Genomic DNA, 15,654 nt, shown 5'->3' with positions numbered 1-15,654 from the left:
GCCATACCACGCCGTTTATCTGGTTTGTTTGGTTTTCACGGTCAATTATTTGACTGATACGTTCATAATGTGCAAACATAATACGGTTTACCTTTGCATTTACTTTCAACCTGAAGGTTAATGTGCGCAGGGGTCGACCCATGCTATGGCTATAACCTTTGTTCGGAGGACCGACATGCACGAGACAGAGATCAACAACTACCTTGCCGTCATTAAGGTGGTCGGCGTCGGCGGCGGCGGTACCAACGCGGTCAATCGAATGATCGAAGAGGGCATCCGCGGCGTCGAGTTTGTTGCCATCAACACCGATGCTCAGGCACTCGCGATCTCTGATGCCGATATCAAGGTGCACATCGGCACCGACCTTACCCGCGGCCTGGGCGCCGGCGCCAACCCCGAGGTTGGCCGCAAGGCTGCCGATGAGTCCCGCGACGACATTGCCGAGGCGCTCGCTGGCGCCGACATGGTGTTCATCACCTGCGGCGAGGGCGGTGGCACCGGTACCGGTGCTGCTCCCATCGTTGCCGATATCGCGATGAACGAGGTCGGCGCACTGACCGTCGCCGTCGTGACCAAGCCCTTCACCTTCGAGGGCCGCAAGCGCAAGAAGAGCGCCGAGGAGGGCATCAAGACCCTCTCCGATTGCGTCGACACCATGATCGTCATTCCTAACGATAAGCTGCTCGACATCGCCGAGAAGAAGACCACCATGCTCGAGGCCTTCGCGATTGCCGATGGCGTCCTTTCCCAGGGCACCCAGGGCATCACCGACCTCATCACCGTCCCCGGTATCATCAACCTGGACTTCGCCGATGTTAAGACCATCATGAAGCAGGCCGGTACCGCCATGATGGGTATTGGTACCTCTTCTGGGGATACCCGTGCCGTCGACGCTGCCCAGCAGGCCATCTCCAGCCCGCTACTCGAGAGCTCCATCGATGGCGCCACGCGCGTGCTGCTCTCCATCGCCGGTTCCAAGGACCTGGGCATCCAGGAGATCAGCGACGCCGCCGACGTTGTCGCCAACGCCGTCGACCCCGAGGCTAACATCATCTTCGGTACCGTTGTCGACGAGTCCCTGGGCGATCAGGTGCGTATCACCGTCATCGCTACGGGCTTCTCCGACTCCAACGTCAACCGTCAGGACGAGCTCTTTGCTGCTCAGCAGTCTCAGAGCAAGGTCGCTGCCTCCGCTGAGCCGCAGCGCACCGCTCCTGCCGCCAGCCCGGCTCAGGCCGCTCCGACCCGCAACGTCGGTGGCACCGAGCTTCCTAACTTCGGCAACGATCAGTTCGAGCTTCCCGACTTCCTGAAGCGCGGTAGCTTCTAAGTCGTTCTTTGCATTGTTGTGCACAGGGGCGTGTCCGTATGGATGCGCCCTTTTTATTTCGACTTTGTAAACTAGAACCTCCAATCTCTTTACGTTCCCTTTACGATTGCCTCCAGTGCAGCAGGTATCCTTTTAAGGAAGTATGACAGCCGTATAAACGCGGGCTGTAGCGGCGATGCCGCGTACTTGTGTTATTAGGAGGCTTTGGTATGGCAGCACGTGCGGACAAAGTTTCGCGTGTCGACCATGATGGAGTTACGTTGGTGGAGGGCGCGACATCCTATGTTCGCTTTGCCTTCACCGAGCGCGTCGGTGGTGTTTCCGAAGATGCGTACTCCTCACTCAACTTGGGCTCGCATGTTGGCGATGATCCCTTTGCTGTTCAAGAAAATCGTCGTCGCGCGCTCGAGGCTATGGGTGCCGCCGAGTGCGAGCACAACCTGCTCGTTCCCAATCAGATCCATGGTGACCATATCGTTGCGGTGACCTCGAACGGCGCCGATGACCTTGAGGACGTTCGCGAGCAGATTGCCGAGGGCTGCGATGCCATCGTCTGTACGGCGCATAACGTGCCCGTGCTGCTCTGCTTTGCCGACTGCGTTCCCGTGGTGCTGGTGGCTCCCGGCGGATTTGCCGTGGTGCACTCCGGTTGGAAGGGCACGATTGCACGTATTTCCGCCAAGGCGTGCCAGGCGCTTTGCGATGCTGCCGGCTGCGATGCGAGCGACGTTTCCGCCTATATCGGTCCCCATATCTTGGGTGACGAATATGAGGTGTCCCAGGAACTCATGGATCGCTTTGCCACCGAGTTCTCGTGCATCGATGCGAGCATCTCTCGCATGCTCGATCTTTCCGCTGCCATTTGCGAGGCGCTGGTAGATGTCGGTGTCGACGCGGATAATATCGTGGATACCAAGCTTTCGACTGTGCGTCAGAACGACCGCTTTTTTTCCTACCGTAACGAGAACGGCACCTGTGGGCGCCATGCTGCGATCGGCGTGATGCTATGAGAAAGATCGTATCGGTCCTGAGCGCCGCTGTGCTTACGCTTACGCTGTGCGCCTGTTCTTCGGGATCTTCTACTTCTTCCATTACCGTCGCCGGCTCGACCACCTGCCTACCCATTGCCGAGATTGCGGCCGAGGGCTTTAAGGAAGAGACCGGCATCGACGTACTTGTCTCCGGTCTGGGCTCCTCTGCGGGCATCGAGGCCGTCAGCAACGGCACGGCCGATATCGCCAGCTCATCTCGCGGCCTCAATGCCGACGAGCAGGATCTGGGCCTGACCCCGATTGTGATCGCGCACGACGGCATCGCGGTCATCGTGAATGACGATAACCCGGTCGATAACCTCTCGACCGGGCAGCTCCGCGATATTTACGCCGGCAAGATCACCAACTGGAAGGAAGTCGGCGGAGAGGACCTGAAGATTCAGGTCATCAACCGAGATGAGGCGTCTGGCACGCGTGAGGCCTTTCGCACCATCGTGATGGACGGCACCCCGTTCGATCGTCGCTCGGCCGTTCTTTCGGGCACGGGTCAGGTGCGCGACGTGGTATCTCGTTCGCGCGGTGCCATTGGCTACATTTCGCTGGGCTTCGTCGATAGCCTCAACGCCAAGACCTCGGTCAAGGCCGCCTCGGTCAATCATGTTGAGGCGTCCGAGAAGACGGTCGCGAGCGGCGGCTATCCCATCTCGCGTGACCTGTACTTCTTTGTGAAGGGTGCGCCTTCGCAGCAGGCGCAGGATTACATCGACTACGTGACGTCCGAAAAGATGGACAAGCAGATTCGCGAGGCGGGCTTTATCCCCGTCACCAACGACGAGAAGGGGAGTGAGTAGCATGGAAGCACAGGAAAACTCCCAGACTGAGCAGAATGTTCAGGCGCCCAAGAAGCGCGAGCTGGCGCTCGTATCGCGCAGTACCTATATCAAGGAGAAGGCGCTGCAGTGGATCTTCTTTGCCTGCGCGTTCTTGGCGGTCGTTACCGTCATCCTGATTTTTGTCTTTACCACGTACTCGGCGCTGCCCGTCTTTACCGACATCGGTCTGGCGGACTTCTTCAGCTTTACGTGGGCGCCCTCTGAGGGCCACTATGGCATCATGTCGCTGCTTGCCGGCTCAGGTCTGGTGACTGTCGGTGCGCTCGCCATGGGTGTGCCCCTGGGCGTGGGCACGGCCGTGTATCTGGTCGAGATCGCCAGCAAGCGCGTGCGCAAACTCATCAGCCCCGCCGTCGACCTGCTGGCGGGCATTCCCTCCATCATCTACGGTTTCTTTGGCATGATCATCATCCGTCCGTTTATCGCGCAACTGACCGGGGGTCTTGGTTTTGGTGCGCTAACGGCGTGGTTCGTGCTTGCCATCATGATCGTCCCTACCATCACCACGCTCACTATCGACGCTCTCAATTCCATTCCCATGGGCATTCGCGAGGCATCGTATGCCATGGGCGCCACCAAGTGGCAGACCATTTATAAGGTCGTGCTACCTGCCGCCAAGCTGGGTATCGTGGATGCCATCGTGCTGGGTATGGGCCGTGCCATCGGTGAGACCATGGCCGTGCTCATGGTCGTGGGTAACGCTCCGGTTATTCCCGACAGCATTGCGAGCCCCATCTCGACGCTCACGAGCCAGATCGCGCTCGACATGAGCTATTCCTCGGGCCTGCACCGCTCGGCGCTGTTCGGCATGGGCGTGGTCCTGTTTATCATCTCCGCCACGCTGGTGGGCATCGTCCGCCTGATTTCCAAGAAGAAGAGGGGGTAGGCTATGTCCGATTCCGTTGACACGACGGTCGATACGACCTCGTCGCGCGAGCGCATCAAGCGTGCCCTTTCCCACGGCAGGAAGGGTCGCATCAACAAAGACCTGTCCAACAAGATCATGCTCGGCGTGTTCCGTGCCGCAGCATACATCACCACGCTGGTGCTGGTCGCTATCATCGCCTACGTGGTCATTAACGGCCTGCCGCATATCTCGTTCGACTTTATCTTCGGTTGGCCCCAGGGCGTCAACGCCGAGGGCGGCATTTGGCCCACGATCGTCTCGACCGTCTACGTGACGGCGCTCGCCATGCTTATCTGCACGCCGATCGCTGTGCTGGCAGCCGTCTATCTGGCCGAGTACGCCAAGCAGGGCAAGGTCGTCGAGCTCATACGCTACGCTGCTGACGCTTTGGCGTCGGTGCCCTCCATCGTTATGGGCCTGTTTGGCTACGCCTTGTTTGTCGAGGCCATGGGCCTGGGCCTTTCGATGGTCTCTGCCGCTCTGGCGCTGGCGCTTCTGATGCTGCCTATCGTCATGCGCACCACCGAAGAGGCCATTCGCGCCGTTCCGCGCTATATCCGTTGGGGCGCGTACGGCTTGGGCGCCACCAAGTGGCAGGTCGTCTCCAAGATCGTACTTCCTTCGGCCTTTGGTCGCATTGCCACCGGCATCGTCCTTGCCATCGGCCGCGCCATCGGCGAGACCGCCGTGGTGCTCTACACCATGGGCCAGGCCATCAATCTACCTATTTCGCCGCTCGATTCCGGCCGCCCCATGACGGTTCACCTGTACCTGCTTGCCAACGACGGCATCAACATGAACGCGGCCTACGGCACCGCGCTTTTGCTGATGGCGATTATTCTGGCCTTCAACCTGTTTGCGCGCTACCTGTCGCGCAAGCGTCGCTAGTTAAGGAGTCCCATGTCCGTCTATCAGTCCGCTCCCACGCCGGAGCAAGCAGCCATCACGGCCAAGGATTTCAACTTTTGGTACGGTGACTTTCATGCGCTGACGGGGCTCGACCTCAACATCGCAAAAAACGCCATCACCGCCTTCATTGGCCCTTCGGGCTGCGGCAAGTCGACGTTTTTGCGCTGCATCAACCGCATGAATGACCTGATCGAGGGTACGCGCGTCGAGGGTACCATGACGCTCGACGGCAATGATATCTATGCCGAGGGCGTCGACCCGGTCGACCTCCGTCGTCGCGTGGGCATGATCTTTCAGCAGCCCAACCCGTTTCCCAAATCCATCTACGAGAATGTCGCCTTTGGCCCTCGTTTGCAGGGCGTGACTAGCAAAAGCGACCTCGATGACATCGTGGAAGAATCGCTCAAGCGCGCCAACCTCTGGAAAGAGGTATCCAATCAGCTCAACAAGGATGGTTTGGCGCTCTCGGGCGGTCAGCAGCAGCGTCTGTGCATCGCCCGCGTGCTTGCGGTGCAACCCGATGTCCTTCTGATGGACGAGCCCTGCTCCGCCATCGACCCCACGTCCGTCTCTAAGGTCGAGGATCTGATGGCCGAGCTGGCGCCCGAGATGACGATTATCATCGTCACGCATTCTATGCAGCAGGCAGCTCGTATCAGCGACTACACCGCATTCTTCTTGCAGGAAGTTGCCGGCGAGCCCGCCACGCTCATCGAGTATGGTCAAACCGACGCGATCTTCACCAGTCCGGTGGACTCGCGTACGGAAGACTATATCACCGGCCGCTTTGGCTGATCGGTGCGACTAGTCCCAAGCCGATCGGACCTAGTCCGGTGCGTATTCACTGTGCGGGCGGCATGACCGCACCCAACTGATTGGAGTGAACCATGCGCAAACTGTTTTCCCGTCAGCTCATCGAGGCCCGTCACGAGATGCTGAGCATCTATGAGGCCGTCGATCTGGCCCTCCACGATGCCGTAAAGGCCTATGTGACCGACGACCGCAAGCTCGCCACCAAGACCAAGAAGCGCACGCTTTCGATTGACGCACGCTGCGCCAACCTGGAGGCCGTCTGCTACAACCTGATTGCCACGCAGTCACCGGTCGCCTCCGACTTCCGCCTGCTTCAGACGATCATCTATGTTGACTTTAACCTGCAGCGCATGACCGATAAGGTCCGTCAGATTTGCCGCGCCACGCGTCATATGATCAAGGCCGACATCTCGCTGCCCAAGGAGCTTGTCGGCACGGTCGAGGCCGAGGCTGAGGCCGTCTACCAGGTGCTGGGCTCTTCGCTTTCTGCGCTCGTCACCAATGACATGTCCATCATCTGCAACCTGGCCGTCGAGGACGAGCCAGTGCACGCTGCCTACGAGAAGTTCTTTCGCATCTTTAACCGTATGGATACGGGCGACTTTATGGACGACGACAGCAACTATGACGACCTGCGTCGTGCCATCATGGTTTCACGCTACCTCGATCGCATCGCTTCGATTTCCATCGATGCCGCTTGCCGTCTGACCTTCCTGTTGACTGGTCAGCGTATGAACGCCGGCGATATCGCCCGCACTGATGAGGATGAGCTCGAGAGCATGCGTGTGCCTTCGGGCGAGGGTGTTATCATGAGGCCCGCCGTCGATGCTCGCTATGTTGCCAAAGTGCCTGCTAACGAGGTTAGCGAGGGCCTGCGCTACCTGCTGGATCATCTTGAGGATGAAGACGATGGCGAGGACGACGAGGAGTAGGGTAGCTCCGCTCGTTGAGAGATTGTAAATACCTGAGGGAGCGCGGCCTTGCGGATGCGGGGCCGCGCTCTTGCGTTAGCATGGGACTACTTGTTGTGCTGTCTGCGGAGGCGATTTGCCATGGATAACTATTTTGACTTGATGCGCGCTCGCCGCGAGCAGATACTCGAGCGCTTTTATGCCGCGCTCGATCGCGCTGGGAGGCCCCACGATGCCGCGCGTTTGATTGCCGTGTCCAAGACCGTTGGCGTCGACGAGACCATCGCGGCCATTCGGGCGGGGTATCGCCATTTTGCCGAGAACCGCCCGCAAGAGCTCGTCCGCAAGCTTACGGGTCTGGCGGAGCATCCGGAGCTGCCCGAGGTGCGTTTCGATATGATCGGCAACCTTCAGACTAACAAGATCAATGCGGTGCTGGGCTCAGCCGAGCTAATCCATTCGGTGGGGTCGCTTCATCTGGCGCAGGCTATCTCGAGCCGTGCGACTCGTAAGATCGAAGCGGGCGAGCTGGTTGCTCCTCAGCAGGTGCTGATTGAGGTCAACGTGAGCGGCGAGGAGTCCAAGGGCGGTTTTTCGCCCGATGAGATTCGCGCCGCCGCGGGTGAGCTTGCAGAGCTTGAGGGAATTTGCGTGCAGGGGCTTATGACTATGGCGCCCCGGGGGAATAAGGATGTGGCACGCCGCACCTTTGCGGGGCTTCGTGAGCTGAGGGATGAGCTGGAGGCAGCGCATCCCGATTTGAACCTGCCTGAGCTTTCCTGCGGCATGAGCGAGGACTTTGAGCCTGCCCTTGAGGAGGGCTCTACGCTCGTTCGCCTGGGCAGGGTAGTATTTAGCCCGGAGTTTGCAGTAAAATAGGGCTCTGAGGTGCGCACTGGTTTACAGAGCGCCTGCACTAAACCGTGAGAGGACACAACCATGGGCTTCCTTGACGAGATTAAAAATAAGATGCACCTGGGCGGCCAGCAGGGTTACGACCAGGGCTATAGCCAGGATGACGACTACGGCTACGATGACGGCTACGACGACGGCTATCAGGGCGGCGGCTACAGTGGTGCTTCGGGCGAGGGCTTCTATACCCAGGACGAGCCGAGCAACGGCCTGTTGGGCCAGACGCGCCGCGGTGAAGCTGAGTCGGTTGCCGTGTATACGCGCTCCGGTCAGCTGGTCGGCGATGACTCGCGTCATGCAACGACGTACAATCCGCCGTCGCGTTCTCAGGATACGGTCACCGGTGGCTATCGTCCCGGCGCCTACGACACGCCGTCGAGCTATGCCGAGAGCGCCCGTGCTCGCGCCGCGGCGCCTGCGCCCGCCCCTGCGCCGAGCGACGCCTCGGCCTATGCGAGCAACATCATCAACGCCACGCCGCAGCTGCCTGCCTATGTCCTGCGTCCCGAGAGCTATGATGACGTTGAGACCGTTGTCCGTCGTGTGCGTACCAAACAGCCCGTCGCGCTGATTTTTGTCGGCGTTCGCACCGAGGTCGCCAAGCGTGTCCTGGACTTTAGCTATGGCTTTGCCTGTGGCCTGGGCGCTACGGTCAAAGAAGTGGGCGATCGCGTGTTCATGGTGCTGCCCGCCGGCTGCGAGGTCAAGGATTCGGACCTCAAGAAGCTTCGTGCCGACGGCTACCTTAAGTAAACCCAAGACGAGGAGATTCTCATCAACATCTACACCATTGTCCAGCTGGTCAACACGCTGTTCAACTTCTACTCCACGCTCATCGTGGTCTATTGCTTTATGACGTGGATTCCCATGAAGCAGGGCGGCCTGCTGCAGGATATCGCTGCAGTGCTCGATAGCGTCTGCGGCCCGTGGCTCAACCTCTTTCGTCGGTTTATCCCGCCGATGGGCGGCGTTGATTTTTCGCCGGTCGTTGCGATTATTGCGTTGCAGTTGGTGCAGAGACTGGTTCTGCAGCTTCTTATAGGTATACTCGTATAGAACTGACTTAGTAACTTACGTCGGGCGTGTAGCGCCGAGGCGATGAAAAAGGAGACTTGTTATGGCTATTACCCCTGCAGACATCCAGGCTCAGACTTTCTCTGAGGCCAAGCGTGGCTACGATCCTGCCGAGGTCGACGTCTTCTTGGAGACGCTGTCTTCCGAGGTTGACGCTATGCTCGCTAAGATCGTCGACCTTAAGGGCCGTCTGACTGCTACTGAGCAGCAGCTTGCCGATGCACAGGCTCAGCTTGCCCAGGCTCAGGATACCGCCGCCCAGGCCGCCCCTGCCGCCCCCGTGGCCGCTCCCGCCCCTGACTTCTCCGCTCAGGAGCGCCAGATTTCCGCTGCCCTGATCGCTGCTCAGCAGACCGCTGAGACCATCGTCAACGATGCCAATGAGAACGCTGAGCGTATCCGCAACGAGGCTGACGCCAAGGCCCGCGAGGTTATCCGCCAGGCTCTGACCGAGAAGCAGGCCGAGCTCGAGGAAATCGACCGTCTGAAGGCTTCCCGTGAGGAGTTCAAGGCCGAGTACCTCAAGCTCATCCAGCACTTTATGGACGACGCCCAGAACTCCTTCCCGGCCGACCTCATGGCCTCCACGCCGGTTGGTTCTGCCGCTTCTCCTGCGGTGACTGTTCCCGCCGAGCCGCTGCCCGTCGCCGATCCGGTTGTCCCCGTGGCCGATCCCTTCGCCCCGATCGACAACTTCGCTGCCGACGACCTGGACTAACATTCGGCCTACAATTTAGTGCCTAGAAAGGACCCGCAGCTTGCGGGTCCTTTTTTATGACTGTGCAGGGTGTGCAGGGGTGCGCAACATAAAAAACCGAGCCCTGCACATAGTGGCGCAGAACTCGGTGAACGGGTGAGCGGTCAAGGGTAGGTTTTGCGGCATGTCCCAAAAATCTACTTGAGGAGGAAGTCGGAGAGGGGGATGGTGCGGGCCTCTCGATGCTCGGGGTCGGCGATATGGTCGGCAGGATAGCCACAGACGAGCATGTGATAGGGATAGACACCCTCGGGCAGGTCGAACTGCTCACGGGCCACCTCGGGCTTAAAATGGCACACCCAGCACGTTCCCAGGCCCTGCTCGGTGGCCTCCATCATCATCTGATCACACACGATGGACGTATCGATTTCACTGGAATTCATCTGATCATACGGGCGCACCCAAGCATCATCGGTAACGCTGCAAATGAGGAAGACAAGCGGAGCCCCAAAGATAGACCCATCACGAGCAAACCGAGGCTGACAAGCAGCAGCCTTCTCCAACAGCTCGGGCGTATCCAGCACCATTACACGAGAAGGATGATTATTACAAGCAGAAGGAGCAATCCGTCCAGCTTCAACAATAGCATCCACCACCGACTGCTCCACAGCCCGAGTCTCAAACTCACGACAAGAATAACGACCCCGAGCCAGATCCAAATACCCCATAACCAAACCCTCCAAAGTCAGCGAATCAATCCAAAGTAAACCAAAGGGTACCCAAAGCACCATCCAGCCAAACGCCCAACACAGCCCCAAAGTACCCATTCGGGCATAAAAGGCCGCATCAGCCAAAGCCCCATCGCATCCAAACTATCAGCCGAGGTTCCCAATGGTGGTACGCAAGGCGAAGGCCCGACACCTATTTACTTTCGAACGACTCTGCTACGCAGCCGGAGTGAGAAAGCAAATAGGTGCCGGGCCTTCGCCGGTGGGGCGGGTACCACTAATTAACCGCTTTCGAACGACTCTGCAAAGCAGCCGGAGTGAGAAAGCAAATAGGTGTCGGGCCTTCGCCGCCGGGACACGTACCCCCAATTAACTGTTCTTCATGACAATCGAATCCACGACATCGGCCACATTCTCACAGCAGTCGGCGCAGTACTCCAGGAAGGCATATACGTCACGCCAGGCGATGACCTCGAGCGGGTCCTTGCCGTTGACGTGCAGGTTGCGCATGGCGTTGATGTAGAGCTCGTCGGCCTCGGACTCGATGGTGTTGATCTGGATGACCAGTTCGCGCAGCGTTTTGGACTTGCGGTAGTTGGGCAGCTCGACCATCAGGTCCTTCATGGCGCGGCAAGCGTCGGTCACCTTGTGGGCGATGACGATGGCGTCGGGATGGATGCTCTGAATGTTGGTGAAGTAGACGCGCTGCACGACGCCCTCGATGCGGTCGAGCACGGTGTCGAGTGAGCAGCTCATCAAATTCAGATCCTCGCGCTCGAGCGGGGTGATAAAGGCGGTGAGCAGGGCGTCTTCAAGCTCGTGGTGCTTCTTGTCTGCCGCATGCTCAATGGCATGCATCTCCTCGAGCATATCGTGAATCTTCGCGGGATCGAAGTTCTCAAAAATCTGGGTAAGCAGCTCGGCGGCCTGGACGGCGAGGTCGGCGCAGGCGACGTAGTTGTCAAAGTAGAACGAATTGGGTTTCTTTGCCATGGGTGGGTCCTTTCGAGGCGAAGACGGGTAGGCGAAGTGTTGCGGTCCGGATGGACACTCGGTTTGACTAGAGGAACATCATGAACAGCTTGGCCATGAAAAAGCTGATGAGTCCGCAAGCGGGGAAGGTGAAGAACCAGGTGAACATCATGTCCTTGACGACGCCGAAGTTGATGGCTGAGAGGCGCTTGACGGCGCCGACGCCCATGATGGCGCAGGTTTTGATGTGCGTGGATGACACGGGGATGCCGGTAAGGGTGGCAAGTAGCAGGTTCGCGGCGCCCGCGAGGTCGGCAGAGAAACCCTGATACTTCTCGAGCTTAACCATGCTCTGGCCGACGGACTTGATGATGCGCTCGCCGCCCACGCTGGTGCCGATACCCATAGTGGCCGAGCACAGCAGCATAATCCAGATGGGGATGCCGGCATCGCCGACGCTCGTCTGGCCGTTGGCGAAGGCCACGCCTAAAAAGAGCACGCCGATGAACTTCTGTCCATCCTGCGCGCCGTGCATGAAGCTCATGGCCGCGGCACTCGCGATCTGAGCGTATTTAAAGAAGACGTTGGCACGTCGCCTGTTGGCGGCGGCAAAAAGAATCGAGACGAGCTTGCACAGGACCCAGCCCATGACAAAGCCCAGGCCGATGGAGAGCGCCAGGCCGTAGATGACCTTCATCCACTCGTGGACGTTGACGCTGCTCGCGCCGCCGAGGGCGATAGCGGCACCGGTCAGGCCGGCGATAAGGCTGTGGCTTTGCGAGGTGGGGATGCCAAAACGCGACGCTGTGGCGCCGTAGACGACGATGGAGAACAGCGCCGCGCACAGGCACGCGAGCGCCATGGTGCTATTTCCGCCAAAGTCGACGATATGTGAGATGGTGTTGGCGACGCTCGCGTTAAAGTGCGTCATGATGAGCACGCCGAGGAAGTTGAATGCGGCGCTCATGAGAATGGCAGCGCGGGCGGGCATGCAACGCGTAGTGACGCAGGTCGCGATGGCGTTGGGCGCGTCGGTCCATCCGTTGACGAAGATGGCGCCGAGCGCGAGAATCACGGTGACGGCAAGGACTGGGTTCGACACAAGCTGGCCGAGGAAGGTTGAGAACGTTACGTCCATATATGGGCTTTCTCGAAGTTTGCAGACACGTTACAAAAACATGATAAATCGTATCACCTCCTGCGGGTTTCTTTACCGAGTTCTGATGGGAGAAGTGAATTATTGGGTACTAAAATTGAATATTAGCCCTGTTGACCTCCGGTGTTCTTTTTGCTAACACGTCGTGCGGACGTGCGCATGCGGTCCGACACGCCAAAACCACAGCCTGTTCGCTTTACAATATGCAAACATGCGTTCGATAATAGGGGCATGGAATATCGACAGACAGATGGCAAAACTCGGCGCGTGCACAAGCAGTATGTGGACGTCGTGGCTCGCATCCTCGCGGGCGGACAAGTCGTGCCGGTCACCGTCTGCTGGGTTGACGGTCGCTGCTTTACGATTGACGAGATTGTCTCGACCACTGGGTTTGGCCTGACGGTTCACGGCATTCGTACGGCAACCTATAAGGTTCGTTTTGGCGGTCATGCGACCGAGTTGTATCTGGAGGACCAGGCGCACGAACGGCCGGACGGCTCGCAGACCCACGTGATGCGTTGGTGGGTCTGGGCGTTTGACCGCACGCTCGAGGGTGAGCGCCGCAGGTAAGAGGGCGCGGCATTCGGGTACAATGGCAGGAATCTTGTCGCTTAAGGCGTTGCTGTCGCGGCGCTATCTGAAAGGACGAAAGCATGAATGATATCCAGGGCTATCAGAACGGCCCCATCGAGACCGGTGCAAGCCGTGCCAAGGAGATGTCGCCGCGTGCGTACAACCTTGTCATGTCCGCCCTGATCTTTTTGGGCTTTTGCGCCATGGGTGCCGGCGCCTACTTTACGAGCACCATGGCGTTTGCCCGCATGATGATGAGCGGCGCCGCTTTGCCGCTGGTCTTTGGCTCGTTTATTTTGACCATCGTCGGCATTGTCATGATGTCGGCTGCCGCGGGCAAGCAGTCTGTGGGCCTGTCGCTCACGGGTTACGTGATCTTTGCGAGCACCTTTGGCCTGACCGCGTCGTTTGGCCTTGCCAACTACGACCTGCCCACCATCAACACCGCCTTTATCGCCACCGCCGCCATCACCTTTGTCTTTGGCGCGCTGGGCGTGACTTTCCCCAAGTTCTTCCAGCGCGTGTACGGCATCGGTTTTGGCGTTCTGCTTGCCACGATCCTGGTCGAGATCGTGCTGATGTTTATGGGTGTTTTGCAGTCTATTACCGACCTGATCGTAATCGTGGTGTTCGCCGGTTTTATTGGCTATGACACCTATGTGGCCACGACGGTGCCGCCCACGCTGCCCAACGCCGTGCTCATGGCGTCCAACCTGTTCGTGGATATCATCAACGTGTTCCTGCGCATCCTGAATATCCTTGGTCGTCGCGACTAGCGGCGAGTTGCAGCGGTGCTTGCCGCGCGCGTAAATCAATGCGAAAGGCGGTCCTTCGGGGCCGTCTTTTTTGTACGCGGCGGGGTATCATGGATGGGAAAAGCCGATAACGGCAGCGACAGGAAAGGTGACCACTTATGGCAGACGTCGACAACAGGAACCGTAACCGCAGGACCGGCCGCGCAGGGCAGCCCAACCCCAAGCGCGAGGCCCGTGCCAAGGCCGCCGAGCGTCACGTGGCAACTGTGTCCGAGGCGTGTGCCAAGGATATCGAGCGCTCGCTTGCCGGCGTGCGCGAATTCGACGGTATGCCTGCCGGTTTTGTCGCGGCGATGAAGGCCAAGGCCCAGGCGGCTGCGGCTGCCGAGGAGCAGGTTGCCGGGGTTGTGGAGGCTGACGCTGCCGAGGTCGAGGCCGCTGAGGTTGCGTCCGTCGAGACCGAGGTCACGGACGAGTCTGCGCCTGCCGAGGAACCCGCAGAGACCGAGTCCGCGCCTACCGAGGAGCCCGCTCCGACTCTGCCCGAGGTCACCGTGCTTGATGCCTCCGCCACGCAGGCCATTCTGGACAACGGCCGCGGCTATGCGCAGTTCTGCGACATGGCAGTGCTCGCCTTTGCCTCGTTCACCAACCCGGGTGGCGGCTACATCCAGGGCTATCTGGGCCAGGAGGCTACGCTCTGCGCCGATTCGTATCTGTACAACGTGCTCGACAAGCAGCGCAAGTGGTATGGCGAGAACCGTCGCCGCAATATCAACTGCGAGCTCTACCGCAACCGTGCGCTGGTAGTGCCTGCGGTGCGTTTTGACCGCAACCATGTGCATGCGTATGCCGATGTGATCGTGGCCGCCGCGCCCAATGCCAAGCGCGCACGCCAGGAGTACCGCGTGAGCGACGATGCGCTGCTGGACGCGCTGCGCGACCGTATCCGCTTTGTGCTCGCCATCTGCGACGAGCTGGGTCGCGAGAAGCTCGTACTGGGCGCTTGGGGCTGCGACAACAACGGCTTTGACGCCGAGGCCGTGGCTGAGCTCTTCCGCAAGGAGCTCGCATCGGGCGACTTCAAGGTCAAGCAGGTCTTCTTTGCTGTGCCCTCTACGCGCTGGGACGAGGACTTCGCCAAGTTCGAGCACGTGTTGGCAAACTTCCCCGAGCGCAACGAGGAGTCCTATGCCCAGGTTGCCGCCCGCGCTGCGGCCGCCCGTGCCGCCGAGCAGGCTCGGGCCGCTGCCGAGGACGATGAGGATGACGACGACTGGCGCAAATACTTGTAAACTGTGCGCGTGATGCGACATGCCGAGCCGACGGGGGCTGCTCCCGTCGGCTTTTTATTGAGTGGGGAGCTTACGATGAAAAACGTTCTATGCTTTGGCGACAGCAACACCTATGGTTACGATCCGGCTGGTATGCGCGACGGCACCGCGGTGCGCTATGCGCAGGATGTGCGCTGGTGCGGCGTGGCGCAGCGTGACCTGGGCGAGGGCTGGCATGTGATTGAGGAGGGGCTCAACGGCCGTACGACGGTGCGCGACGATATGTGCCACCTGGACACTAACCTCAACGGCATTCGCGCGCTTCCGATGCTGCTCGAGGCCCATAAGCCGCTGGACGCCATTGTGATCATGCTGGGCACCAACGACTGTAAGACGGTCTTTAACGTGACGGCTTCCGATATAGCCCGTGGCGCCATGGCGCTGATTCGCGCCGTCCGCGCGTTTTCGTGGACCGACGCTGCGCCTTGTCCGCGCATTCTGCTGATGGCTCCCATCAAGATCAAGCCGCAAATCGCCGATGTGTATATGACCGATTTTGACGAGCATTCCGTCGAGGCCTCGGAGCATTTTGCCGAGTACTACGCGCACGTAGCCGAGCAGCTTGGCTGCGACTTTTTGAATGCCGCCGACTTTGCCGAGCCGGGCGATATCGACTATCTGCATATGATGCCCGAAAGCCACGAGAGCTTGGGACATGCCGTGGCAGCCAAGCTCCAAGAGATGCTCGGTGAGTAGCG

18 protein-coding genes are annotated in these 15,654 nt (G+C 59.5%); 15 read left to right on the top strand and 3 right to left on the bottom strand.

Going from position 1 to position 15,654, the window contains the following annotated elements:
- Nucleotides 1–175 precede the first annotated feature (175 nt).
- The 11 genes from ftsZ (at nt 176) to DW732_RS08650 (ending at nt 9,459) form a co-directional block, all read left to right on the top strand.
- Nucleotides 176–1,330: a cell division protein FtsZ gene (gene ftsZ, locus DW732_RS08695; RefSeq protein ID WP_117734951.1), complete on the top strand. Its 1,155-nt coding sequence runs from the start codon at nt 176–178 to the stop codon at nt 1,328–1,330.
- 209 nt (nt 1,331–1,539) lie between these two features.
- A complete protein-coding gene (locus DW732_RS08690) occupies nt 1,540–2,340 on the top strand; it encodes a polyphenol oxidase family protein (RefSeq protein WP_118099311.1) in 801 nt (266 codons plus the stop codon).
- Entirely contained in the window at nt 2,337–3,173 is an 837-nt protein-coding gene (locus tag DW732_RS08685; protein ID WP_117734953.1) for a phosphate ABC transporter substrate-binding protein, read from the top strand. The genes DW732_RS08690 and DW732_RS08685 overlap by 4 nt, the downstream gene beginning before the upstream one ends.
- 1 nt (nt 3,174) lies before the next feature.
- A complete protein-coding gene (gene pstC, locus DW732_RS08680; RefSeq protein WP_118099310.1) occupies nt 3,175–4,101 on the top strand; it encodes a phosphate ABC transporter permease subunit PstC in 927 nt (308 codons plus the stop codon).
- Between the two features lie 3 nt (nt 4,102–4,104).
- Nucleotides 4,105–5,010, top strand: coding sequence for a phosphate ABC transporter permease PstA (gene pstA / locus DW732_RS10005; RefSeq protein WP_199569782.1), 906 nt, complete (start codon nt 4,105–4,107; stop codon nt 5,008–5,010).
- A 12-nt stretch (nt 5,011–5,022) separates the two neighbouring features.
- Nucleotides 5,023–5,826, top strand: a complete 804-nt coding sequence (gene pstB, locus DW732_RS10000) for a phosphate ABC transporter ATP-binding protein PstB (protein ID WP_117647229.1) — start codon at nt 5,023–5,025, stop codon at nt 5,824–5,826.
- Nucleotides 5,827–5,918: 92 nt separating this feature from the next.
- The gene (locus tag DW732_RS08670; protein WP_118099309.1) at nt 5,919–6,776 is read left to right on the top strand and encodes a PhoU domain-containing protein; all 858 of its coding nucleotides are present in this window, start codon (nt 5,919–5,921) and stop codon (nt 6,774–6,776) included.
- A gap of 120 nt (nt 6,777–6,896) precedes the next feature.
- Nucleotides 6,897–7,634, top strand: coding sequence for a YggS family pyridoxal phosphate-dependent enzyme (locus DW732_RS08665; protein ID WP_118099308.1), 738 nt, complete (start codon nt 6,897–6,899; stop codon nt 7,632–7,634).
- Nucleotides 7,635–7,694: 60 nt separating this feature from the next.
- Nucleotides 7,695–8,420, top strand: coding sequence for a cell division protein SepF (locus tag DW732_RS08660; protein ID WP_117734958.1), 726 nt, complete (start codon nt 7,695–7,697; stop codon nt 8,418–8,420).
- Between the two features lie 15 nt (nt 8,421–8,435).
- The gene (locus DW732_RS08655; protein ID WP_369832059.1) at nt 8,436–8,723 is read left to right on the top strand and encodes a YggT family protein; all 288 of its coding nucleotides are present in this window, start codon (nt 8,436–8,438) and stop codon (nt 8,721–8,723) included.
- 61 nt (nt 8,724–8,784) lie between these two features.
- Nucleotides 8,785–9,459 (top strand): DivIVA domain-containing protein, encoded by a 675-nt coding sequence (locus tag DW732_RS08650; protein ID WP_117734960.1) that lies wholly within the window; start codon nt 8,785–8,787, stop codon nt 9,457–9,459.
- A gap of 176 nt (nt 9,460–9,635) precedes the next feature.
- On the opposite strand, the gene DW732_RS08645 is transcribed toward DW732_RS08650, so the two are convergent.
- The 3 genes from DW732_RS08645 to DW732_RS08635 form a co-directional block, all read right to left on the bottom strand.
- Nucleotides 9,636–10,166, bottom strand: a complete 531-nt coding sequence (locus DW732_RS08645) for a nitroreductase family protein (protein WP_118099319.1) — start codon at nt 10,164–10,166, stop codon at nt 9,636–9,638.
- Between the two features lie 369 nt (nt 10,167–10,535).
- Nucleotides 10,536–11,159: a DUF47 domain-containing protein gene (locus DW732_RS08640; protein ID WP_117734961.1), complete on the bottom strand. Its 624-nt coding sequence runs from the start codon at nt 11,157–11,159 to the stop codon at nt 10,536–10,538.
- Nucleotides 11,160–11,226: 67 nt separating this feature from the next.
- Nucleotides 11,227–12,276 (bottom strand): inorganic phosphate transporter, encoded by a 1,050-nt coding sequence (locus tag DW732_RS08635; RefSeq protein WP_117734962.1) that lies wholly within the window; start codon nt 12,274–12,276, stop codon nt 11,227–11,229.
- 285 nt (nt 12,277–12,561) lie between these two features.
- On the opposite strand from DW732_RS08635, the gene DW732_RS08630 reads away from it, so the two are divergent.
- The 4 genes from DW732_RS08630 (at nt 12,562) to DW732_RS08615 (ending at nt 15,652) form a co-directional block, all read left to right on the top strand.
- Nucleotides 12,562–12,864, top strand: a complete 303-nt coding sequence (locus DW732_RS08630) for a hypothetical protein (RefSeq protein ID WP_117762849.1) — start codon at nt 12,562–12,564, stop codon at nt 12,862–12,864.
- Nucleotides 12,865–12,947: 83 nt separating this feature from the next.
- Entirely contained in the window at nt 12,948–13,643 is a 696-nt protein-coding gene (locus DW732_RS08625; RefSeq protein WP_118099307.1) for a Bax inhibitor-1 family protein, read from the top strand.
- 137 nt (nt 13,644–13,780) lie between these two features.
- Nucleotides 13,781–14,917 carry a TIGR02452 family protein gene (locus DW732_RS08620; RefSeq protein ID WP_118099306.1) on the top strand — a complete coding sequence of 379 codons (1,137 nt, stop codon included), beginning with the start codon at nt 13,781–13,783 and terminating at the stop codon, nt 14,915–14,917.
- Between the two features lie 75 nt (nt 14,918–14,992).
- A complete protein-coding gene (locus tag DW732_RS08615; protein WP_158550217.1) occupies nt 14,993–15,652 on the top strand; it encodes an SGNH/GDSL hydrolase family protein in 660 nt (219 codons plus the stop codon).
- Nucleotides 15,653–15,654 lie beyond the last annotated feature (2 nt).

The sequence above is a fragment of the Collinsella sp. AM28-11LB genome, assembly GCF_003469895.1.
Taxonomy (GTDB): domain Bacteria; phylum Actinomycetota; class Coriobacteriia; order Coriobacteriales; family Coriobacteriaceae; genus Collinsella.
This window is presented reverse-complemented; position numbering and strand designations above follow the sequence as displayed.

Coding starts and splice junctions, on each gene's coding strand:
- DW732_RS08685 (WP_117734953.1), top strand. CDS start 2,337: ATGAGAAAGATCGTATCGGTCCTGAGCGCCGCTGTGCTTACGCTTACG.
- DW732_RS08645 (WP_118099319.1), bottom strand. CDS start 10,166: ATGGGGTATTTGGATCTGGCTCGGGGTCGTTATTCTTGTCGTGAGTTT.
- DW732_RS08640 (WP_117734961.1), bottom strand. CDS start 11,159: ATGGCAAAGAAACCCAATTCGTTCTACTTTGACAACTACGTCGCCTGC.
- DW732_RS08615 (WP_158550217.1), top strand. CDS start 14,993: ATGAAAAACGTTCTATGCTTTGGCGACAGCAACACCTATGGTTACGAT.
- pstB (WP_117647229.1), top strand. CDS start 5,023: ATGTCCGTCTATCAGTCCGCTCCCACGCCGGAGCAAGCAGCCATCACG.
- pstA (WP_199569782.1), top strand. CDS start 4,105: ATGTCCGATTCCGTTGACACGACGGTCGATACGACCTCGTCGCGCGAG.
- ftsZ (WP_117734951.1), top strand. CDS start 176: ATGCACGAGACAGAGATCAACAACTACCTTGCCGTCATTAAGGTGGTC.
- DW732_RS08670 (WP_118099309.1), top strand. CDS start 5,919: ATGCGCAAACTGTTTTCCCGTCAGCTCATCGAGGCCCGTCACGAGATG.
- DW732_RS08665 (WP_118099308.1), top strand. CDS start 6,897: ATGGATAACTATTTTGACTTGATGCGCGCTCGCCGCGAGCAGATACTC.
- DW732_RS08660 (WP_117734958.1), top strand. CDS start 7,695: ATGGGCTTCCTTGACGAGATTAAAAATAAGATGCACCTGGGCGGCCAG.
- pstC (WP_118099310.1), top strand. CDS start 3,175: ATGGAAGCACAGGAAAACTCCCAGACTGAGCAGAATGTTCAGGCGCCC.
- DW732_RS08690 (WP_118099311.1), top strand. CDS start 1,540: ATGGCAGCACGTGCGGACAAAGTTTCGCGTGTCGACCATGATGGAGTT.
- DW732_RS08620 (WP_118099306.1), top strand. CDS start 13,781: ATGGCAGACGTCGACAACAGGAACCGTAACCGCAGGACCGGCCGCGCA.
- DW732_RS08650 (WP_117734960.1), top strand. CDS start 8,785: ATGGCTATTACCCCTGCAGACATCCAGGCTCAGACTTTCTCTGAGGCC.
- DW732_RS08625 (WP_118099307.1), top strand. CDS start 12,948: ATGAATGATATCCAGGGCTATCAGAACGGCCCCATCGAGACCGGTGCA.
- DW732_RS08635 (WP_117734962.1), bottom strand. CDS start 12,276: ATGGACGTAACGTTCTCAACCTTCCTCGGCCAGCTTGTGTCGAACCCA.